At 58.0% G+C, this 21,837-nt stretch carries 17 protein-coding genes and 1 tRNA gene; 4 read left to right on the top strand and 14 right to left on the bottom strand.

What is annotated here, in order from left to right:
• Position 1: 1 nt before the first annotated feature.
• Both K0O24_RS11480 and K0O24_RS11475 read left to right on the top strand, forming a co-directional pair.
• Positions 2 to 3,973, top strand: a complete 3,972-nt coding sequence (locus K0O24_RS11480; RefSeq protein WP_219892881.1) for a hypothetical protein — start codon at positions 2 to 4, stop codon at positions 3,971 to 3,973.
• Positions 3,974 to 4,087: 114 nt separating this feature from the next.
• Positions 4,088 to 5,116 carry a GNAT family N-acetyltransferase gene (locus tag K0O24_RS11475; protein WP_219892880.1) on the top strand — a complete coding sequence of 343 codons (1,029 nt, stop codon included), beginning with the start codon at positions 4,088 to 4,090 and terminating at the stop codon, positions 5,114 to 5,116.
• On the opposite strand, the gene trxB is transcribed toward K0O24_RS11475, so the two are convergent.
• Positions 5,113 to 6,075 (bottom strand): thioredoxin-disulfide reductase, encoded by a 963-nt coding sequence (gene trxB, locus K0O24_RS11470; RefSeq protein WP_219892879.1) that lies wholly within the window; start codon positions 6,073 to 6,075, stop codon positions 5,113 to 5,115. The genes K0O24_RS11475 and trxB overlap by 4 nt on opposite strands.
• A gap of 245 nt (positions 6,076 to 6,320) precedes the next feature.
• Between trxB and K0O24_RS11465 the strand changes: the two genes are divergently transcribed.
• A complete protein-coding gene (locus tag K0O24_RS11465; RefSeq protein ID WP_219892878.1) occupies positions 6,321 to 7,298 on the top strand; it encodes an MlaA family lipoprotein in 978 nt (325 codons plus the stop codon).
• Positions 7,299 to 7,444: 146 nt separating this feature from the next.
• Here K0O24_RS11465 and K0O24_RS11460 read toward each other — a convergent pair whose 3' ends face one another.
• The 4 genes from K0O24_RS11460 to K0O24_RS11445 all read right to left on the bottom strand — a co-directional run bounded on the left by K0O24_RS11460 (position 7,445) and on the right by K0O24_RS11445 (position 12,896).
• A complete protein-coding gene (locus K0O24_RS11460; RefSeq protein WP_219892877.1) occupies positions 7,445 to 8,023 on the bottom strand; it encodes an NADPH-dependent FMN reductase in 579 nt (192 codons plus the stop codon).
• 262 nt (positions 8,024 to 8,285) lie between these two features.
• Entirely contained in the window at positions 8,286 to 10,139 is a 1,854-nt protein-coding gene (locus K0O24_RS11455; protein ID WP_219892876.1) for an acetyl/propionyl/methylcrotonyl-CoA carboxylase subunit alpha, read from the bottom strand.
• Positions 10,140 to 10,143: 4 nt separating this feature from the next.
• Positions 10,144 to 11,745, bottom strand: coding sequence for a carboxyl transferase domain-containing protein (locus K0O24_RS11450; protein WP_219892875.1), 1,602 nt, complete (start codon positions 11,743 to 11,745; stop codon positions 10,144 to 10,146).
• Positions 11,742 to 12,896, bottom strand: coding sequence for an isovaleryl-CoA dehydrogenase (locus K0O24_RS11445; protein ID WP_219895605.1), 1,155 nt, complete (start codon positions 12,894 to 12,896; stop codon positions 11,742 to 11,744). Before K0O24_RS11445 ends, K0O24_RS11450 begins: the two co-directional genes overlap by 4 nt.
• Before the next feature lie 94 nt (positions 12,897 to 12,990).
• On the opposite strand from K0O24_RS11445, the gene K0O24_RS11440 reads away from it, so the two are divergent.
• Complete coding sequence (locus K0O24_RS11440) at positions 12,991 to 13,872, top strand: LysR family transcriptional regulator (protein WP_219892874.1); 882 nt, start codon at positions 12,991 to 12,993, stop codon at positions 13,870 to 13,872.
• 52 nt (positions 13,873 to 13,924) lie between these two features.
• Here the strand turns inward: K0O24_RS11440 and K0O24_RS11435 are convergent, their stop codons facing one another.
• From K0O24_RS11435 to ccmC, 9 genes are all read right to left on the bottom strand, one after another.
• Complete coding sequence (locus K0O24_RS11435; RefSeq protein ID WP_219892873.1) at positions 13,925 to 14,698, bottom strand: SDR family NAD(P)-dependent oxidoreductase; 774 nt, start codon at positions 14,696 to 14,698, stop codon at positions 13,925 to 13,927.
• 193 nt (positions 14,699 to 14,891) lie between these two features.
• Positions 14,892 to 14,968: transfer RNA gene (locus K0O24_RS11430), tRNA-Met, on the bottom strand.
• A 49-nt stretch (positions 14,969 to 15,017) separates the two neighbouring features.
• Positions 15,018 to 16,928 carry a potassium transporter Kup gene (locus K0O24_RS11425; protein ID WP_219892872.1) on the bottom strand — a complete coding sequence of 637 codons (1,911 nt, stop codon included), beginning with the start codon at positions 16,926 to 16,928 and terminating at the stop codon, positions 15,018 to 15,020.
• Positions 16,929 to 17,039: 111 nt separating this feature from the next.
• Positions 17,040 to 17,699 (bottom strand): tetratricopeptide repeat protein, encoded by a 660-nt coding sequence (locus tag K0O24_RS11420; protein WP_219892871.1) that lies wholly within the window; start codon positions 17,697 to 17,699, stop codon positions 17,040 to 17,042.
• The gene (locus K0O24_RS11415; protein ID WP_246610970.1) at positions 17,699 to 18,112 is read right to left on the bottom strand and encodes a cytochrome c-type biogenesis protein; all 414 of its coding nucleotides are present in this window, start codon (positions 18,110 to 18,112) and stop codon (positions 17,699 to 17,701) included. Before K0O24_RS11415 ends, K0O24_RS11420 begins: the two co-directional genes overlap by 1 nt.
• Positions 18,109 to 18,636 (bottom strand): DsbE family thiol:disulfide interchange protein, encoded by a 528-nt coding sequence (locus tag K0O24_RS11410; protein ID WP_219892870.1) that lies wholly within the window; start codon positions 18,634 to 18,636, stop codon positions 18,109 to 18,111. Before K0O24_RS11410 ends, K0O24_RS11415 begins: the two co-directional genes overlap by 4 nt.
• Positions 18,633 to 20,558, bottom strand: coding sequence for a heme lyase CcmF/NrfE family subunit (locus tag K0O24_RS11405; protein WP_219892869.1), 1,926 nt, complete (start codon positions 20,556 to 20,558; stop codon positions 18,633 to 18,635). The genes K0O24_RS11410 and K0O24_RS11405 overlap by 4 nt, the downstream gene beginning before the upstream one ends.
• On the bottom strand, positions 20,555 to 20,989 hold the full coding sequence (gene ccmE / locus K0O24_RS11400; RefSeq protein WP_219892868.1) for a cytochrome c maturation protein CcmE: 435 nt from the start codon (positions 20,987 to 20,989) through the stop codon (positions 20,555 to 20,557). The genes K0O24_RS11405 and ccmE overlap by 4 nt, the downstream gene beginning before the upstream one ends.
• Before the next feature lie 112 nt (positions 20,990 to 21,101).
• The gene (ccmC, locus tag K0O24_RS11395) at positions 21,102 to 21,818 is read right to left on the bottom strand and encodes a heme ABC transporter permease CcmC (RefSeq protein WP_219892867.1); all 717 of its coding nucleotides are present in this window, start codon (positions 21,816 to 21,818) and stop codon (positions 21,102 to 21,104) included.
• Positions 21,819 to 21,837: the final 19 nt, after the last annotated feature.

Genomic DNA, 21,837 nt, shown 5'->3' with positions numbered 1-21,837 from the left:
CATGGCCCGCCTGATCGCTCCACCATCGCGTTTGCGCTTCTGGCTCCTGGCTCTGGGGTTGCTTGCCCTCACCCTGTTTTTTGGCGTTCGGACCCTGGCGTCCGATGCGGAAAAGCCGATCAAGCGCAACTATGCCGCGGTTTTCGCGCCGCCCGCGCCCGAGACACAGACCAAGGAGGAAGCTGCGGCCAAGAGCGCGGGCTGTATAACCTGCCACACGGCGTCCGATGCCTGGACAATGCATCGCACCGAAGCGGTCGTGCTGGGCTGCACGGATTGTCATGGAGGAAATGCGAATATCCGCCTGCCCTCCCCCTCCTCTGATTTCGACAACCCTGCCTATGTTGCCTTGCGTGACAAGGCCCATGTCCTGCCGCGGTATCCGAAAAGCTGGCACTGGCCGTCATCGGCCAACCCGCAACGCAGCTATACCTTGCTGAATCGGGAATCGCCCGAGTTTGTGCGCTTCGTCAATCCATCCGACTATCGCGTTGTTCGCGACAGTTGCGGGGCGTGTCACATTCAGACCATCGAAGCGGCAGAACGCTCCCTGATGGCATCGGGCGCAATGCTTTGGGGTGGGGCGGGTTACAACAACGGAATTGTTCCATTCAAGAATTACGTTGTCGGTGAGGCCTATACCCGAGCCGGGGAGCCCGCAAAGATCGTTTCTCCGGGCAATCCGTCCGGCACCGTAACCGCTCAGCAAAAGGCCCGGGGCGCACTTCCCGCGCTTTATCCCCTCCCGACCTGGCAGACGGTGATGCCGGGCGACATCTTCCGCGTATTTGAACGCGGCGGGCGCAATGTGAACACCCAGTTTGCCGAAGTTGGCCTGCCGAATTCGCTGGGGAGCATCCAGCGGCTTGAGGAGCCCGGACGGCCCGATCTCAAGCAGTCGAACCGTGGCCCCGGCACAGGCCTCCGGGTCGCCATTCCGGTCCTCAATATCCACAAGACCAGACTCAACGATCCCTTCATGTGGTATCTTGGGACGAACGATCAGCCGGGCGATTATCGCCATTCCGGGTGCGCCGGGTGCCATGTTGTCTATGCCAATGACCGCGAGCCACGACACAGCCTGATCTGGGCCAAATATGGCCGCGACGGGCAGACTGCGACTGTCGATCCGACAATTGCAGCCAAGGTCGATCACGCGACCGGCGAAAAGGAAAAAGGCCATCCTGTGGAGCATGCCTTCACACGCGCGATTCCGACCGCACAATGCATGAACTGTCACATGCATCAGCCCAACATCTTCCTGAACAGCTTCCTTGGCTACACCATGTGGGATTATGAATCTGATGCACCGCACATGTGGCCGGCAAAGCAGAAATATCCCATGGCCGCAGAAGTCCGCGCAACAAACGACCGCAATCCGGAGGGCGCTGCTGCTCGCGGGAAATGGGCCGATCTTGAATTCCTGCGCAATGTCTATGACTTGAATCCGGAACTCAAGGATACGCAGTTCGCGGACTATCACGGGCATGGTTGGAATTTCCGCGCGATCCTCAAGCGTGACCGCGAGGGCAATCTCCTTGATGCCGAAGGCAAGATTGTCGCTCTGGATGACCCGGAGAAATGGCGCAAGGCCGGCGAAGGAAAGTTCGTCGAACCGGGCGCGAATCCCGGCAAGACGGTGCACATGATGGACATTCATGCCGAGAAGGGTTTGCAATGCGCCGATTGCCACTTTGGTCAAGACAGTCACGGCAATGGCCTGATCTATGGCGAAGTTGCGAACGCCATCGAGATTGGCTGCAAGGACTGCCACGGCACGGTTGACCAATATCCGACTTTGCTGACGTCAGGTCCGGCTGCACCGCCCAATGGCACAAACCTTGGGCTGCTCCGCAACCCGGATGGCAAGCGTCGCTTCGAATGGCTCTTTGATGCTGACGGCAACCGCGTGCTGATTCAGCGCTCGATCGTTGACCCCAAGCTCGAGTGGCGTGTCAGCCTCGTCAAGGATAGCGTCGACAGGAACAGTACCCATTTCAACGCCAAGGCCGCGCGAGCCAAGTTGATGGGCACGATCAGCGGTGCGGGAGCGGTGAACTGGGGTCCGGGCATCCCCAAGGAAAATCGCGCGCATGGCGACGACAAGATGGCCTGTTTCACGTGTCACCTGTCCTGGACGACGTCCTGCGGAGGCTGCCATTTGCCGATCGAGGCGAACTGGAAGACAAGCACACACAAATATGAAGGAGAGGAAACGCGCAATTTCGCGACCTACAATCCGCAGGTTGCCCGCGACGAGATGTTCCAGCTGGGTCGCCATCAGACCACCAAGGGCAATATCATAGCGCCTGTGCGGTCCACGTCTGCGCTTGTGCTGTCATCGACAAATGTGAACCGGGAACGGATCTATATCCAGCAGCCCCCCATTTCTTCAGCGGGCTTTTCAAGCCAGGCTTTCGCGCCACATTTCCCTCACACCGTGCGCACAACGGAGACAAAGACGTGCACGGACTGCCACCTTTCTGCCAACGACGACAACAATGCGATTATGTCCCAACTGCTGCTTTTGGGGACGAACTTCGTCAATTTTGTCGGCCTCCACGCGTGGACCGGACTTGATGGGGGATTTGAAGCGGTGCGCGTTACGGAATGGGACGAACCGCAAGCGGTGATTGGCTCCTATCTCCAGAAATATGCCTATCCAGACTTCTATCGTCTCCATGTGGAGCGGAACGGACGCGAATTGAAGGAATGGACCCGGGGCGTCACGTTCGACAAGCATCTGTCCGGTGAGACAAATCACAATGAACTGTTCCGCAACGTCGTGCAGGGCACAAAGGACCGCGTCGGCTGCCTGCAGTTGCGCGGCGAGTATATGTTTGTTGCCGAAGGCAAAGGCGGCTTCCGCGCTTATGATGTCGCCTCCATTGCCAACAAGGGATTTTCGGAGCCGATCGTTTCCGCGCCGTTCTCGCCACTAGGGCAGGATATGCACATCTCAACGACCAATGCGACGTGCATGGCTCTCCCGACCAACCAGAACATCAGCGTCAAGCGGAACGATCACATCCTAAAGGATATCCCTGAAAATCAGGAACAGGCCTTCCACCCGATCTATCGCTATGCGGTCATAACAGACAGTGTCGAAGGCCTCATTCTCGTCGATATCGACACTCTTTCGGACGGCGAGTTCCGGAACAATTTCTTCAAGCGCGCTGTTACATGGAATGAAGGCAATGTCCTGGCCGGTGCACGCCACATCACTCTGGCCGGCCATATCGCCTATGTGACGACAAGCTCGGGCCTGGCGGTCATTGACCTTGATGACCCGTTGCATCCCAAACTGACAGCTAACATTCCACTCAATGATGCGCGCGCAACTGCCATCCAGTTCCGCTATCTCTGGGTGTCGGACGCAGAGGGGCTGAAGCTGTTTGATGTTACCGATCTGCGTCATCCCGTTGCGGAACCAAAAGGCAATGTTGCGCTCGCCAACGCCCAGCGGATCTATCTCGCGCGGACCTATGCCTATGTTGCAGGCAAGCAGGAAGGTCTGGTGATCCTGAACATTACGCGCCCGCTTGCACCGGTCGTCTACGCCAAGGAAACATTTGGCGGGAAGATGACGGACGTCGAAGATGTTATCATCGGCACGACCAATGCCTCGCTTTTCGCCTATGTTGCTGATGGCCGAAACGGCCTAAAGGTCATCCAGCTCACCAGCCCGGAAAGCCAACCGAACTTCTATGGCTTCTCTCCAGCACCCAAACCAGAATTGATCGCCTGGGCCCGGACGCCCTCTCCGGCTGTTGCCCTGTCCAAGGGTCTCGACCGTGATCGTGGTGTCGATGAAACGGGAGGGCAAATGGCCGTCTTCGGGCGCCTTGGATCAAGGCCCTTTACCCGCAGCGAAATGGAGCGACTTTTCCTGACGCCGAGGGGTGTGCCGTTCAAAGTGCTGGATACGCCCGACATGCGCGAATATGTGCCGCTGCGATTGAGCGACCGTTGATGCAGCTTGCAAACCAGCGCGTGTAAAACCATTTCCGATCCTCTAGAGCCCTTGGTTCCGAATTGGGGCTGACACATAAGGCCCCCGCCAAAAATCAATCTGGGCTTGCCGAAGATGCTGTGGGTGAAGGGAGAATTACTAACGGACGTTGATGCCCCAGGTGTCGATCCCTCCGGCCAGCTCGAGAGAGAAGCACAACCATTCCTATTTGATCGGCGCGACTGGTTCCGCCTCGTCGCGCGTCATCTCGGCGCGGTTCCACTTATAGGTCGGGCTGCTTCCGAAGGGGCGTTATGCTGGCTTTTCCTCCAGCGTGAGCCGCGGGGTACTGTCTCTTCCCTTTCCAATCAGAAAGGGTTCGGCTTCCGTCCCGTTTTTGCCGGAAATCCAAGTGCAGAGCGCCAACGCGCGATGCTTGTTGCCATTTCAAAGCGCCTCAAGAAGGCGCGTCCGGCGATTACGTCCCTTTGCCTCTCCCCTGTGCCCGAGGGTGATGGGAGTGCAAGCCTGCTTCGAGCCGCTCTGGGTGCTGCAGGTTGGGCCACGTTCGTGCGAGAGACGTCTGAGCGTTGGATCTGTCGGGTAAATTCGCGATCATTTGCAGAATATCTGGAGGCAAGACCTTCCGCCGTTCATGAGAGGCTGCGGCTGGCAACCGAGAACCCAGCCTTCGAGACGCATATATTCAGGCAGTTTGACGACGATGCATGGTCAACTCTTGAAGCGCTCCTTGGGCGGAGGCACGGCAACGCCGAAGCCTTGGACAGTTTTGAAAAGGAGCTTGCTGTTGCCGAAGGCATGGCAAGGACGGTCCGGCTTGGCCTCTGCAGTGTCGATGGAACCGCGGTGGCAGCCCAATTGTGGACTGTTGAGAATGGATTGGCTTTGATCCATCGGGTAGCGCAGCTTGATGGGCATGCTGCAGCGACTGGCGCAACCATTCTGACTGCTGCCCTATTTCGGCAGGCAATTGATGATGATCGTGTCGAAGTGATGGAATGGACCGATGACCACGGCGATCAAATGGCCGAATGGATGGACGAAAGCGCGCCGCTTATGAGGATTGATGCCTTCAACCTCTCCAGCCTATCTGGCTTCTGGGGCGCGTTAAAGGCGAGACTATACGGATTGTTCGTCCGTTAGACCTTGTGCGCTGCAAATTCGGCGTGGGCGAGGAACTTCTCCGCATCAAGTGCAGCCATACAACCCATCCCTGCCGCAGTAACCGCCTGACGATAGATCTTGTCTGTCACGTCGCCCGCCGCAAATACACCCGGGATGCTTGTCCGGGTGCTGCCCTTGTCGACAAGCAGATAACCTTCGGAATCCACAGGGAGATGACCGGCAAAAATCTCTGTCGCGGGCTTGTGCCCGATCGCAACGAAGGCGCCGTCAACATCAATCGACGACATTTCGCCCGTGACTGTGTCTTTCAATGACAGGGAAACAAGCCCTCCCGGATCGCCACCGCCCACAAAGGTCTCAACGCCCTTGTTCCACAAGACCTTGATGTTGGGGTGAGCAAACAGGCGGTCCTGAAGTATCTTTTCAGCACGAAGTTCGTCCCGCCGATGAATCAACGTCACATCCTGACTGTGGTTGGTCAGGTACAAAGCCTCTTCAACGGCTGTGTTGCCTCCACCGATGACCGCGACCTTCCTGCCCCGATAAAAGAAGCCATCGCAGGTTGCACAGGCGGAAACGCCCTTCCCTTGCATTGCAACTTCGCTTTCGAGGCCAAGCCACTTGGCCTGAGCCCCCGTCGCTATGATCAACACATCACAAGTGTAGACTGTGCCGCCGTCTCCGGTCAGTTTGAACGGGCGCGACGCGAGATCAACATCGACGATAATGTCGTACACCATCTGGGTGCCCACATGTTCGGCCTGCGCCTGCATTTCCTCCATCAGCCAGGGCCCCTGGATTACATCGCGGAAGCCGGGATAATTCTCCACATCCGTCGTGATGGTAAGCTGCCCGCCCGGCTGAATGCCTTGCACGACAATCGGTTTGAGCCCGGCACGAGCACCATAGATGGCCGCCGAAAGACCAGCAGGTCCCGAACCGAGGATGAGCATGCGGGAGTGGATGGTCTCTGTCATCTAAGGGGCATTTCCAGCAGGAAGCCGACGAATCGCGGCCTGCACGAGATAGGTTTGCAAGCTGTTGCCTGCAAGCTGCTGAAATGCTTTCACCTCCGACAGTTTTCATTGCGCGCGGTGCTAAGCTGTTGGTAAGGCGCATCTCCTATAGGCCTGACACTCATGCTTGGCTGTCGGTCAGGCTGCGAAAAGGCTGCGTCTGAAAATTGGCGCCAATGAAAGTGTAGAGTGATAGTCGGTATCCAATGAGCATTACGGCCTTTTCCACAGCCATCCTCCTGGCAAGCGCGCCAGCCGATGCCGTCATGACACCGCCTTCCGCAGCGGTGAGCACGACGTCCGCGCCTGCAGACGCCGCCGCTCCACCTGTTTCAGCGGATTTGCCGCCACCAGCGCCTGCTGCTGATGCAGCGACTATCCCAACCTCGTCGCCGCCGGCTGCGGACCAGCCAGATCAGACTGCGATAATTGTGACGGCAAAGCCACGAGCTGATCCGGGAGATCCCGTGGAAGCCGTCAACGAAATCACTTTTTCTGCGGTTCAGGCCGTTGACACAGCATTCGTTGGCCCGTTGGCAATGGCCTACAAGCGCAACATTCCCAATCCGGTGCGGAGCGGCCTGCGACATTTCCTGGACAATCTTCAGGAGCCGATCGTCTTCCTGAACTACATGCTGCAATTGAAGCCGGGCAAGGCCGCAGAGACGCTTGGTCGTTTCACAATCAACTCTACGATTGGCGCTGCTGGCCTCATTGATGTTGCAAAGAAGAAGCCCTTTCACCTTCCAAGGCATCCAAATGGTTTCGCCTTCACACTTGGATATTATGGCGTGAAGCCTGGGCCTTTCCTTTTTCTTCCACTTATTGGTCCAACGACAGTGCGCGATCTTTTCGGGCGATGGGTTGACCTGATCATTCTTCCTGTTGCCGTTGGCAAGCCGTTCACCGATCCTGCCTATGGCGCAACCACACTTGTGTTCCGCTCGCTGGATGAGCGCGCGGAGTCGGATGACCGGCTGCGCAAGCTTAAAGAGGGCTCACAGGACCATTACAAGGCCTTACGCGACGACTATCTTAGGAACCGTCAATCCGAGATCGACGAGCTTCACGCCAAAAAGAATCGTCCTGCTCCACAAGTACCTGCCGAACCACCAGCTTCTGGCGCTGAAGGGGCATCAAGCGCGAATCCGGATAACGCCGTTTCGCCACCAAAAGAGCAGTAACGCGATTGGCGAATCCGGCGCTGAAGCAGCTCAGCGCTCAAGTGCCCCGACTGGCAAGTTGGCAAAGCTCCAGCGCCGCAGTTGAAGGCGCCTGCTGCTCGCGAACTCCACCGGAAGCCGCATATCATTAATGGCTTCGAGGCTTGTCATTTTGGCGCCTTTTCAGTCGACGCAAGACTGCGGGCACCCTGCACCAATTGTTGTCCGACAAGCTCAAGCTGAAGTCGAATACGATCATCGAGGCATTCCCCATCTTGCGAAAACAGACCGGGATAAGTTCGCACTGTTGCCCCCATCGGCGTTGGCCAGCCACGCAGCGCATGGACAATGCTGCGCAACGTTTGCATCGTGCTCATGGTTGCCTGATCGCCGTAGGCAGTCGCGATCAGACCGACTGCCCTGCCGTCGAGGTAGGGGCGGCTGTCACTGGCGAGATCTTCGAGATAATCGAGCGCATTCTTGACGAGCCCCGATATGGTCCCGTGGTAGCCGGGTGCTGCGATCAGGATACCGTCCGCTGCACGCACGGCCTCTACCATTTCTGCGCCATCTCCGGTTGCGTGCGCGCCACTGCGATAATGCGCCAGGCCGGCAAGATAGGCTCCATCGAAAAGTGTGACATCTGCACCCTGTGCAACCGCGCTCGCCATAGCCACCCGCAACGCGAATTCAGTTGTGCTTCCTGGGGAAACTGTGCCGCCAATGGCAACAATTCGGGTAGCCATGTGAATTCCCTCTTCGATAGCACGACCAAGTTCATCTTGCTTGTCGGCTGAAATACGCGTGATCAGTTTGGTTCGGCCCCAAGCCAGTTCGTCAGTAATCGTTGCCCACTCATTTGCAACAAAGTGCTGCGATACCTCTTACGAAAAGCCATGATCAAAGCGCTTGCCGCGCTTTCCCGCTCAAGCCTTTCCAGAGAGGCCATGATCGAGCGACGCGTGCCGATGCAGCGCCAGGCGCCTCATGTTGGCGAAACGAAAGACTTCAGGGATTGCCACCTTCATCGACAATCTGGACGAGCAATGTCCCCTCACTGACTTGCGCGCCTTCGACTGCATTGAGTTCGGTAACGATACCGTCAAAGGGCGCAGTGAGCGTGTGCTCCATCTTCATCGCCTCGAGCGTGAGGAGTTTTTGGCCCTTTGCGACCGTTTCTCCTCCCGCAACGGCTACCGCGACAATGCGCCCCGGCATCGGCGAGAGGATCGCACCATCAGCTATGCCATGAGCGCCACCGCCCGAAACGCGCCAATCGGACATTCGCCAGACCTGCCCGTCCTCTGCAATCAGCACGTAAGCCTCGCCAACATCGCGTCCCAAATCTTCGCCGCCCGTCCAGTTCACCGTCGTGGCATGGCCATCGACCAGAAAAAGCGCGCTGTCGCGAGGCGGCGCATTCAACCGGAAACCAGCCAGCCGGTTTGCAGGCATCAGGGCTCGCGCAGCGTCGGCAAGAGCTGCATCGGACGGCCATTCCGGCGGCATCAGCGCATCGCCTTCGCGAGCAATCAAGCCCGTATCGAGCCGCGCTGCAACAAAATCCGGATGATTGAGTGCCTTGACCAAAAATCCGGCATTCGTCTTCAGCGGCCAGATGGCCGTGTTGGCCAGCGTCTCCGCAAGCGAGCGCCGGGCCTCTTCGCGGTCGGCACCCCAGGCAATCACCTTGGCTATCATGGGATCATAATAGGGGGATATATCCGCACCCTCTTCGACACCCGTGTCGATGCGATAGGCCTGCCCGAGATCGAACGTGTCGAGCGATCCGATCGAGGGCAGAAACCCTTTGAGGGGATCTTCCGCATACAGCCGCGTCTCCATGGCCCAGCCTTTGATGGACAGGTCGTGTTGGCTTCGGGGCAACGGTTCGCCAGAAGCAACGCGCAACTGCCATTCGACAAGGTCCTGACCGGTTATCTCTTCGGTCACCGGATGTTCGACCTGAAGGCGCGTGTTCATTTCCATGAACCAGATGCGATCGGCGCGTAGTCCATCGGAGCCATCGGCAATAAACTCGATCGTACCCGCACCGACATAGTCGACGGCCTTTGCCGCCCGCACGGCGGCCGCACAAATCGCTTCGCGCGTATCAGAATCCATTCCGGGCGCGGGTGCTTCCTCAATCACCTTCTGGTGGCGGCGCTGCAGCGAGCAATCCCGCTCGAACAGATGGACCACATTGCCATGCGTGTCGCCAAACACCTGCACTTCGATGTGGCGTGGGTTGGTAACCCATTTTTCCAGCAGCACGTGAGCGTTGCCAAAGCTCGAAACAGCTTCGCGCTGGCAGGACGCAAGCGCATCGGCAAAATCTTCCGGCGCGTCGACTTTGCGCATACCCTTGCCACCGCCCCCCGCAACCGCCTTGATGAGCACAGGGTAGCCAATCGCGTCAGCCTCTGCCTTCAGTCGCTCAGGACTTTGATCCTCGCCGAGATAGCCGGGCGTAGTCGGCACGCCGGCGTTCTGCATGAGGGTCTTCGCTGCATCCTTCAGTCCCATCGCCGTAATGCTCGACGGATTGGGTCCGACCCAGACGATCCCCGCGTCGATCACGGCTTGTGCGAATTCGGCGTTTTCTGACAGAAAGCCGTAGCCGGGGTGAATTGCCTCTGCTCCCGTCTTCTTTGCAGCGGCAATGATCTTTTCGCCGACCAGATAGCTTTCCCGCACTGGCGACGGTCCGATGTGCACCGCTTCATCAGCTTGGCGAACATGCAGCGCATTGGCATCGGCGTCCGAGTAGACAGCAATCGTGCGAATGCCGAGCCTTCGTGCCGTCCGGATGATCCGGCAGGCAATCTCGCCACGGTTCGCAATGAGAAGGGACTGGATCATCGCACTACATCCTGAACACGCCGAACGTGGCGCGTTCGGGAATGGGAGCGTTGAGGGCCGCCGCAAAGGCAAGACCAAGCACATCGCGGGTTTGAGCCGGATCAATCACCCCGTCATCCCACAAGCGCGCCGTCGCGAAATAGGGATTGCCTTCGTCTTCATATTTCTGGCGAACCGGCATTTTGAAGGCTTCAGACTCTTCAGGCGTCCACTTTGATGCATCGCGATGCACAGTCGCCAGAACCGAGGCGGCCTGTTCGCCGCCCATCACGCTGATGCGCGCATTTGGCCAGGTGAAAAGGAAGCGCGGCGAATAAGCCCTGCCGCACATGCCATAATTGCCCGCGCCGAAGCTGCCACCGATTATGACCGTAATCTTTGGCACCTGTGCGGTTGCAACAGCGGTGACCAGCTTTGCGCCATGCTTGGCAATTCCTTCCGCCTCATATTTCCCACCGACCATGAAGCCTGAAATATTCTGGAGGAACAGCAGCGGAATGCGCCTTTGGCAGGCAAGTTCGATAAAGTGTGCGCCCTTTACGGCACTCTCGCTGAACAGAACGCCGTTGTTGGCAAGGATTGCGACTGGCATCCCCCAGATATGGGCGAATCCGCACACAAGCGTCGTGCCGTAATGCGCCTTGAATTCATGGAACTCACTGCCATCCACGATCCGCGCAATCACGTCCCGGACGTCATAGGGCGCACGAACGTCATTCGGGATAATCCCGTAAAGCTCTTCCGGATCATAAAGAGGCGGTCGCGGCTCGCGCAGGTCCGGGTTGAGCGACGACGCGGGCTGCAGCGTTGACACGATATCGCGAACAATACTCAGCGCATGATCGTCATTCTCGGCGAGATGGTCGACAACGCCCGATTTGCGCGCATGTAGATCGCCACCGCCAAGATCTTCGGCTGAAATGACTTCGCCGGTCGCTGCCTGCACCAATGGCGGCCCGGCGAGGAAAATGGTGCCCTGATTGCGGACAATGACGCTTTCGTCTGACATGGCAGGCACATAGGCTCCGCCCGCTGTGCAGCTGCCCATCACACAGGCAATCTGTGGAATGCCAAGCGCGGACATGTTTGCCTGATTGTAGAAGAACCGGCCAAAGTGATCCCGATCAGGAAAAACTTCGGCCTGATTGGGCAGGTTCGCACCGCCGCTATCAACCAGATAGATACAGGGCAGCCGATTGTCCTGAGCAATCTCCTGCGCCCGCAAATGCTTCTTGACCGTCATCGGGAAATAGGTGCCGCCCTTGACCGTCGCATCATTGGCAAAGATCATGCACTGGCGACCGGACACCCTGCCAATTGCCGTTATGATGCCAGCGCCCGGCACCTCGTCATTGTAAAGGCCGTTGGCGGCGAGCTGGCCAATTTCGAGCAAAGGCGAACCCGCATCGAGCAGTCGCTCCACGCGGTCGCGCGGAAGCAGCTTGCCGCGGGACACGTGCCGCTCGCGAGATTTTTCATCGCCACCCAATGCGGCCTGGGCAACACGCGCGCGAAGCTCGTCGCGCAACTGCCGGTTCTTCGCATGAAATCGAATGAATGCGTCGCTTGCCTGCTGCACATTGTTTTCAAGAACAGGCGCGCTCATGCCCCAATCAACTCCCGCCCAATCAGCATCCGGCGGATTTCATTCGTCCCGGCGCCGATGTCCATGAGCTTTGAATCGCGCAGGAAGCGCTCGACCGGCCAGTCCTTTGTATAGCCTGCCCCCCCCAATGCCTGCACCGCTTCCAGCGCAACCTTGACACCGTTTTCGGACGACAACAGCACTGCCCCTGCCGCGTCAAATCGCGTCGTCTCCCCGCGATCACAGGCCTGGGCAACTGCATAGACATAGGCCCGTGCAGAATTGAGCGCGACATACATGTCGGCAACCTTTGCCTGCATCAGCTGAAAGGAACCGACGGGCACGCCGAATTGTTTGCGCTCCCGCACATAAGGCACAACAACATCTAGACAGGCCTGCATGATGCCAAGGCCGATGCCTGAGAGGACGCACCGTTCATAATCGAGGCCTGACATCAGGACCCCGACTCCACCATGGAGCGGCCCCATCACATTCTCCTCGGGCACGAAGCAATCATCGAACACCAGTTCAGCCGTCGGGGAACCACGCATCCCCATCTTGTCGATCTTCTGGCCAATGCTGAAACCCGGCATGTCCTTTTCGATCAGGAAGGCCGTGATGCCGCGCGATCCACTCTCAGGCGCGGTCTTGGCATAGACCACCAGCGTATCGGCATAGGCGGAATTGGTGATCCAGAATTTTGTGCCGTTCAGGCGCCAACCGCCATCCACCCGGTCGGCGCGGAGCTTCATGGAAACAACGTCGGATCCTGCGCCTGCTTCAGACATCGCAAGGCTGCCGACATGCTCGCCGGAAATCAGCTTGGGCAGGAATTTCGCCTTCTGCTCAGGATTGCCCCAGCGCCTGATCTGGTTGACACACAGATTGGAATGCGCGCCATAGGACAAGCCGATCGAGGCGGAGGCGCGAGACACCTCCTCGACCGCAACAACATGCTCCAGATAACCGAGGCCGAGGCCGCCGTGCTCCTCTTCAACCGTGATACCGTGGAGACCGAGCGCTCCCATGGCGGGCCAAAGTTCCTCGCGTGGAAACCAGTCCCTTGCATCGATTTCTGCGGCCAGCGGCATGATCTTCTCATTGGCAAAACGAGCCGTGCTTTCGCGGATCATGTTGGCATTTTCGCCGAGCGCGAAGTCCATCTGCATCATCATCAGGCAATTCTCCACCTATCGGCACCTGCATACACCATTGGCATGGCGATGAAAAATTGAAATAAGTTGGGCAATAGGATAGATACTATCTATGATTGACCGTTATACCATCCGATATTTCCTCGCTGTGATCGACCATGGGAATTTCTCCAAGGCCGCAGCTCAGTGTAATGTTTCCCAGCCGACACTTTCGGTCGGCATTGCCAAATTGGAAAGGCTTCTGGGCAGGAAACTGTTTCAACGCACGAGCAAGCGCGTTGAACTGACGGTTTCCGGGGCACACTTTGCCGTTCACGCGCGCCGGATTGAAGCGGACTTTGCCGAAGCAGAGCGCTCGGTGGCCGACACTGCTGCTCAAACCACGATTCACCTTGGGATTCTCAGCACGATTCCAACGCGTTGGCATGAAATGTTAGTAAAGGAGTTTCAGCCCTTCATCGAAACCGAAAGGGTCGAATTTGTCGAAGCGCGTGAACGCGACTTGCTCGAGCAGCTGAGTCGCGGTCGGATTGATATGGCACTGACCATTGTCCGGGACGATAATGACAGGTTCGTGTCACGACCGCTGTTCACTGAAGGCTATGCTCTGGCGATGGGCCTCGACCATTCACTTGCACAAGAAGAGGTGATTGCTGCGGAAGCATTGGCAGACAATGTCATGATCGCGCGACGCAATTGTGAAGCGCTGTCCGAGACCAGTCGCCACTTTACATCGCGCGGCGTTCGTCCCTTTTTCGCGGCGAAGACCAACAACGATGACCGCGCTTTGGCCTATGTCCGCTCTGGCCTCGGCATAACTGTGATGCCGATGTCATTTGCATGCCCGGAGATTGCTATGCCGCGCCTGGCGGGATTTGCATTGAAACGAACGATCGGCATCTTGTTTGCGGCACATGTCGACCCGGCGCAGATTGAAGCAACGTTTACCTACAACGCAATGAGCGCAGCAATCTCAAAGTTGCATCCGGAATGATCCGGCATGCGGCAGAAACCGCTGCGCAACAGAAATAAGCCCTGCCCCCCTCTTATCGACCACCGGTAACAAAAAGGCACTGACCCGTGACCCAGCTGGCTGCAGGCGAAGCCATAAAGACGACCGCAGCCGCGATATCCTCCGGCTCACCATAACGACCGAGTGGGATGCCGATCATCTCAAGCAACCGTGCGCGCTTTTCGTCAGTGTCAGTCCCCATGCAGTCATCAAAGTTCTCGGTTGGGACTGGACCGGGTGCCACTGCGTTGACCCTGATCTTTGGCGCGACCTCTACTGCCAGAGTGGTTGTAAGGCTGTTCACAGCCGCCTTCGCGGCGCCATAGGGTCCGTTCTTGACCTGCGGTCCAAAGGACGAACGGGAGGAAATATTGATGATCGAGCCTCCCGCTTCCGCCATCCGGCGTGCAGCGACGGTCGAACCCATCCACACTGCCTTCAGATTGAGTGCAATCTGCGCGTCGAAATTCTCTTCCGATGTGCGGGTCAGGTACCGCGGCGTCCCGTCCGGAATGCCTCCGGCATTATTGACCCAGATCGTCATTTTGCCGAATTGGGCGATCGTCTCATCGGCCAAGCGCTCAAGCGCGGCAAGATCAGTCGCGTCCGTTGCAAGAGCAAAAGCACGGCGGCCGAGCGCTTCGATTTCGGAAGCGACGTTATCAAGATCAGACTGGGTCCGCGAAGCCACAGCAACATCTGCGCCGGCCTCGGCCAATCCGATCGCAATAGCGCGGCCAATTCCCTTGCCCGCGCCCGTTACAACCGCGACCTCGCCGTCCAGCCGGAATCTATCCAGAATTCCCATGCAATGCCTCCTGCCGTTGCGTGCGCTAACCTGGCATTTCCTAGGGCAGGCAGGCCCAAGTTACACTCGCAGTTAAGATAGGCAGTCAGGCCGAGCCACCCCGAAACGGGTTGGGCGACAAAAGTCGCAACACGAGCGGCTTTGCTTGATCAGCATGATCGCGCTGTGAGAGAAACTTGAAACCAAGGAAGAATGGTAGCGGAGGAGGGACTCGAACCCCCGACACGCGGATTATGATTCCGCTGCTCTAACCAGCTGAGCTACTCCGCCCTTTCCGGGAAGCGCGCCTATAGCAGAGGCGCAATACCCGTCAACCGACTCAAATCTCAACCTGACTGCCGAGTTCAACGACACGATTCGTCGGCAGGCGGAAGAATTCCATGGCGCTTTCCGCGTTCCTCAACATCCAGGAGAACAGCTTTTCGCGCCAGATCGCCATACCCGGCCGCGAAGACGCCAACAGCGTCTGCCGCGCGAGGAAGAAGCTTGTGTCCATCATCTTGAAGGCCGGTCCGCAATTGGTGATTGAACCCAAAGCGGCGGGCACGTCAGGCTCTTCCATAAATCCGTATTTGAGGACAAGCCGATGGAAACCCTGCCCCAGATCTTCCATCTTGCACCGATTGTCCGGATCGACAAAAGGCACGTCCGGGATCTTCACAGTCAGCAGGATCACGCGCTCATGCAGCACCTTGTTGTGCTTCAGATTGTGCAGCAATGCGTGCGGGACGCCCTCGGCCGCTGACGTCATGAAGACAGCCGTCCCGGGGACTCGTGCGGCTGACGTCGCAGCAGAATTGATAAAAACCTTGATTGGCATGGCAGCTTCGCGAAGCCGCTCCATCATCAGCTTGCGTCCGCGGGCCCATGTGGTCAGCAATGTGAAGATAATGAGGCCAATCAACAGCGGGAACCAGCCACCATCCGGAATCTTTGTCAGGTTGGATGCGAGGTACGCCGTGTCGACCGTGAAGAATATTGCAAGCACCGCAACGGACAGGACCTTGTTCCATTTCCAGAGACTGAAAAGGACGACGGACAAGAGGCAAGAATCGATGAAGACGGCCCCTGTCACAGCGATCCCATAGGCCGCACCAAGATTACTCGACGTCCGGAAAAACAGAACAAGCAGCAGCACCATGGACATCAGGGCCCAATTGATGAACGGAATGTAGATCTGCCCTGCCGCGCTTTCGCTTGTGTGCAGGATTCTCATGCGCGGGATGAAGCCGAGTTGGATGGCCTGTTGGGTGAGCGAAAAGGCTCCCGAAATGACGGCCTGGCTTGCAATGATTGAGGCAAGCATGGCCAAAAGCACTAGAAAAATCCTGATGGAGTCGGGCGCGAGCAGGAAGAAGGGATTCACAATCGCCGCAGGATTGGCGACGATCATTGCACCCTGCCCGAGATAATTGAGCATCAAGGCTGGCATCACGAAAAACAGCCAGGAAATACCAATTGGCTTGCGACCGAAATGCCCCATATCAGCATAGAGCGCTTCCGCCCCAGTGATTGCGAGGACAACTGAACCGAGCGCCAGAAACGCGCGGGTCGGATCATAAAGGAAAAAGGCAACGGCATGGTATGGGTTGAGGGCCCATGCTATGCTAGGGTTTCCAATGATCTGTATCGTCCCCAGAACCGCAATCACACCAAAATATAGCAGCATGATTGGACCGAAAAACGCTCCGACAATTGCTGTTCCGCGCGACTGGATTGTGAAAAGACCGACCAGAATGCCAACAGACAAGGGCACGACCCACGGCCCGAAACCGCTATTGACGACGGCAAGACCCTCCGAAGCCGAAAGAACTGACATCGCTGGCGTGATCATGCTGTCCCCGTAAAAGAGCGCAGTTGCAAACACCCCAAGCAGGACAATTGGCGCAGACCAGCGCGCCCCTTCGCTATGGCGGTTGATCAGCGCAAGAAGCGCCAGACTCCCGCCTTCGCCCTTGTTATCGGCCCGCATGATGATCGTTACATATTTGAACGTCACCACAATCATCATCGACCAGAAAATCAGGCTCAGAACCCCATAAATATGGGCTTGATCGACAATTAGACGATGATGACCAACAAAGGTTTCACGAAACGCATAGATCGGGCTGGTGCCGATGTCTCCGAACACCACACCTACCGCGCCCACAACAAGCTTGGCGAGCGACCCGCCAGCGTGGTGGGCTTGCGACTCTTCCTGCGAGTCGTCGGACGCGACAGGACTATTCATTTTTGAAAATCTCTTGGGAATTCAATGTGAAAGGACCCCAACCCAAACGGCTTTCGCAAAAGGTGGGGCGCCCTAGCATAGCTCATGGTGCCCGGCAATGCCGCACAGGTTTCATTGCGCCACGGAATTTGAAGGCACGGGTGTCGCGTTGCCAGCCTTGGTTGGCAGCTGGTCGATCTGCGCAAGGCGCGCTTCGAGGTCGGCTTTCCATGGCGCATTGGCAGGCGCGCGGGCCAGAAGAGCCCGCCAGACTTCGCCTGCTTCATCGAGCTTGCCAGCTTGCGCAAGCCCAAGCCCCAGAAAAAAGGGCGGGCCCGGATGGTTGGGCGAAATTGCCGCAGCCCGTTCGAATGCGAACTGGGCAGCTGGAGACATCTGCCCGCCGCCCTGGACCACGAGCGCATTGCCCAGCCCTACCCACACATCAGGATTTTCGGGTGCCTTCCGCGTCGCTTCTGTCAGAAGTGATACGGCGGCGCGCGGTCTCCCGGCTTGAATGAGGGCATCGGCAAGGCTGAGCCATTGTCCTTCGGCATTCATGCTACTCGCAAAGGTCTTGCGCAGATCGGCTGGCACTTCTCCCGTATCCGCCGCATCGGCCGCCTTTACCGGATTTCCGGGGACCATTGGGCTCCCCTGCCAAGCATAACCGGCAAGAGCGAGAAGCAATGCAGCACCAGTCAGTTCAAGTGCGTTGCGGTCAAGCTTGCGAGATCGCCAAAGTGCGAGGCCAGTCGCACCGGCAAAGACAAGAAACAGGATCCAGCCCATTAACCCTTCCTCCGCAGGCGGAATCGACCGCGCGCCAGGAAAAGCCCAAGGAGGAGGAAGCCCAATGGTGCGATCCAGAGTATGCTGCCGACACCCCGCATTGGCGGATCATAGGTCACCCAGTTTCCATAGCGCTCTACGAGCCAGGACCGCACTGCTTCGGGCTTTTCGCCTGCACCAATGCGCTGCCGGATCAAGGCGCGCATATCTCCCGCCATGTCAGCATCAGAATCCGCAATCGATTGCCCCTGGCAAACAAGGCAGCGGATTGATTCCATCAGGGCCTTGGCTGCCTTTTCCTTTGCCGGATCCTGCAGCTGGGTGTTGGCATATTCTGCAGCAGGCATCGACGAGTCGGCAAGAAGCCCATTCAAGGGCAAGACAAATGCCAAGAGGATTGCGAGCCGCTTCACTTCGCGGCCTCCAGCGCTTGCATGATTTCCGGGATATCGTCTGCGCGGATATCGCCGATGTGCTGATGGCGGATAATGCCTTTACCATCGATCACGAATGTTTCGGGCACACCCGACGATCCCAGCGAAATCTGGACTTTACCGACTGTGTCCGATCCGATCCTCGTGTAGGGATTGCCATTTCGTTCCAGGAAGCGGGCCACATCTTCCGGCTTGTCGCGGATGGCGATGGCATCGATTTCCACCCCCATTGACTTCAACTGCATCAGCACAGGTGCCTCAGCAATGCAGGGAATGCACCAGCTGGCAAAGATGTTCAGCAGACGCGGCTGACCTCCGGAAAAAGCACCGTTCGTCAGCCCGGCCTGTCCGTCATGCGCCGGCTGAAGCGCAAACTGCGGGAGAGGTTTGCCAATCATCTTCGACGTGATGACATGATCCGAAGGCTTGATGAGGCCGTAAGTCACAACGCCAAAAAAGATCACAAAAATGGCAAAAGGAAGCCAGAGAGAGGCGCGCCTCACGCTATTGCCCTCCCCCGGCCTGATAGACGGTCCCGGCGAAAGCGCCCCACGAGCGCAAGGAAACCTCCGAATGCAATCATCCCGCCGCCAAGCCAGATCAGGGTAACGAACGGCTTCCACCACATGCGCAGCTGCCAGCGCCCGGAAGGCTCTTGCTTGCCAAGCACAAGATACAGCTGGCCGTCGAGAACAGTCCGGATAGCGGCTTCATTGGTCTCGGTCGGCGGGTTGGAAAACATGCGAGACTGGGGCTTCAGAATGAGCGGTTCGCCATTGCCGCGGCGCGCCTCAAGCGTCGCTTCAAGGGCGGTCCAGTTCGGCCCGGCCACTGGATCCAGCCCGGCAAACTTCACGTCATAGGGACCAACCCTGTGGCTTTCGCCAACATTTGAAGCAATCAGCACTTCCTTGATGAAACCCGTTTCGCTCGCCATGCCGGCAAGACTGACCGCGACCCCGAAGTGTGCGACGACCATCCCCCAGGTGAAAAGCGGGGTTCGGCGAAGGTTGCGGCCCCAGAGCGGTGCCAAACTGCCCAATGCGACACCGCCGGCGAGCAATAGGCCCATAAAGGGCAATATCCCAATGTCGGGCGAAACAAGCACCAGCACCAGCAGCGCAACTGCAATTGCAAGAATCGGGATCGCGAGGCGCTGCACGACAACAGCAAGTCGATCCCGCCGCCAACGCATCAGCGGTCCCGCAATCATGACAAGAACAAGAAACAGCGTGATCGGGCCGGCCGTGGCATTGAAATAGGGCGGCCCTACAGAGAGCTTCTCCCCGGTCACGGCTTCAACGCCAAGCGGGTAAAGCGTGCCGACAAAGACAATCCCGAGTATCGCCGAGAGCAGGAGATTGTTGACAACCAGCGCCCCTTCGCGGCTGACAAGGTCGAATTGGCTGCCTTCGCGCACAGTGCCGATCCGCAGCGCGAACAGCGTCATTGCCCCTCCGATATAGATTGCAAGCAAAGCAAGCAGGAAACTGCCACGCGTCGGATCAACGGCGAAGCTGTGAACACTCGTCAGGATCCCGGAGCGGACGAGAAAGGTGCCAACCATGGACATGGAAAAGGCAACAACGGCCAGCATGACCGTCCAAGCCCTAAGTCCGTCTCTTGTCGCAAGTACCGTGACAGAATGGAGAAGCGCCGTGGTTGCAAGCCAAGGCATCAGCGACGCATTTTCGACCGGATCCCAGAACCACCAGCCACCCCAGCCCAGTTCATAATAGGCCCAATAACTTCCGGCGGTGATCCCGAGTGTCAGGAAAATCCAGGCACCCAGGACCCAGGGACGCATCGCTCTCGCAAAGGCAGGGTCAACATCGCGTGTGACAAGTGCACCCACGGCAAAGCTGAAGGCCACCGACATGCCGACATAGCCGAAATAGAGTGTCGGCGGATGGAAGGCGAGGCCGGGGTCCTGCAGCAGTGGATTGAGCCCCTGCCCGTCTGCCGGTGCCGGAACAAGGCGCGTGAACGGATTCGACGAGAAAAGGAGAAAGGCATAAAAGCCAATGCTGAGTGCCGCTTGTGCCGCGAGCGTTGCAATGAGCGTCGAGGCCTTGAGACTGCGTTCGAACAGGGCGACCGCCGAACCGGCCGCGCCGAGAATGGTCACCCACAAGAGCATCGAGCCTTCATGATTGCCCCAGGTTCCAGCAAACTTGTAAAGCCATGGCTTCGCCGAATGGCTGTTCGCGGCAACCAGTGCCACCGACATGTCCGACCGCAGGAACAACAGGATCAAGGCCAGGAAGGACAGGGTAACAAGAATGCCTTGCGCCACCGCAATCGCGCGAACACCTGAAATCTGCTCGTCCCGACCACGTGCAACAGCCACCCAACCCAGCCCGAGTTGCATGATCGCGAGTGCCGCAGCGATCCAGAGGAGTCCAAGCCCGGCTTCAGCAATCATCGCGCGAGTGACTCTGTCTTGTGCTCTGAACCTGCCATCTGGGGCGGTTTGTAATTCTCGTCATGTTTGGCAAGGATGTTGGTCGCAACGAAAACGCCGTCCGCGCCGAGCTTTCCCTCCGCAACAACCCCGGATTTTTCCTTGAACAGATCGGGCACAATACCCTTGAACTGCACCGGCGTCTTGAATGCGCCGTCCTCAACAACGAAACGAATTGTCACGCCATCGGCTTCGTGGACAATAGACTTGTCAGCGACCATCCCACCCAAGCGAATGGCCGCATCGGGCGCGGGTTTGGCCTTCGCCAGATCGGCTGGGGAATAGAAATAGGCAGCGCGATCACTCAATGCCGAAACTGCCAGGAGTCCCGCTCCGATGACGGTCGCGAGCGCAGCAACAGCAAGAGTCAATCTTTGGTGCTTCGGCTTCACAGATCGTCGACCTTCTTTTCGGCGCGGCGCATTGCGGCAAAGCTCAACCCGACAACGAGCAGGGTTCCAATGCCGGTCAGGCCATAGGCTGCAATGATGAACGGCCAAGGGTTCATGCCGACGCAAGCCTCCGCAATCGCGCCTCGACCTTGGCTTCAGCGAGATTCGCGCGCATCCGCATCAATACGATAGCGCTAAACAGCAGCGAAAAGCCGAGGGTCGTCAAGCCTAGCGGCCAAAGTAGTTCGGGCGCGATTGTTGACCCTTTCAACGTGATGCTTGGCCCCTGATGGAGGGACTTCCACCAGACGACTGAACGATTAATAATCGGAATGTTGATCGCTCCGACGATCCCGAAAATTGCAGTCACGCGGCTGACAGACGTCCGGTCCTCGCTCGCGTTGGCAAGCGAGATATAGCCGAAATACAAGAACAACAGGACCAGCATTGATGTCATGCGCCCGTCCCATTCCCACCAGGTTCCCCAGGCTGGCCGTCCCCAAAGGGAACCGGTCATCAGGCATAGCGCCGTAAACAAGGCTCCCGGCACTGCAATAGCGCGCGCCGCGACTCCTGCCAGCGGGTGCCGCCACACGAGTTGCGTAATGCTGGCAATGGCAATGCCGCTCCAGCCTGCCATGCCAAGCCATGCAGCAGGCACGTGAATGTACATGATGCGAACGGTTTCACCCTGTAGGTAGTCAGGGGGGGTCACAAAAAGGCCGGCATAAACCCCGGCAAGAATAAGAGCTGCCCCAAGCCACCCAAAAACAGGTGTCATCGGACGCGCAATCTTCAGAAATCGTGCTGGGTTGGCAAAGGCATGCATCGCGACGTCCTCTAAACCA

Origin of the sequence: Aquisediminimonas profunda, assembly GCF_019443285.1 — a bacterium.
Classification (GTDB): Bacteria; Pseudomonadota; Alphaproteobacteria; order Sphingomonadales; family Sphingomonadaceae; genus Aquisediminimonas; species Aquisediminimonas profunda.
Note: the sequence above shows the minus strand (reverse complement) of the source record. Positions and strands in the feature narration are given on the sequence as shown.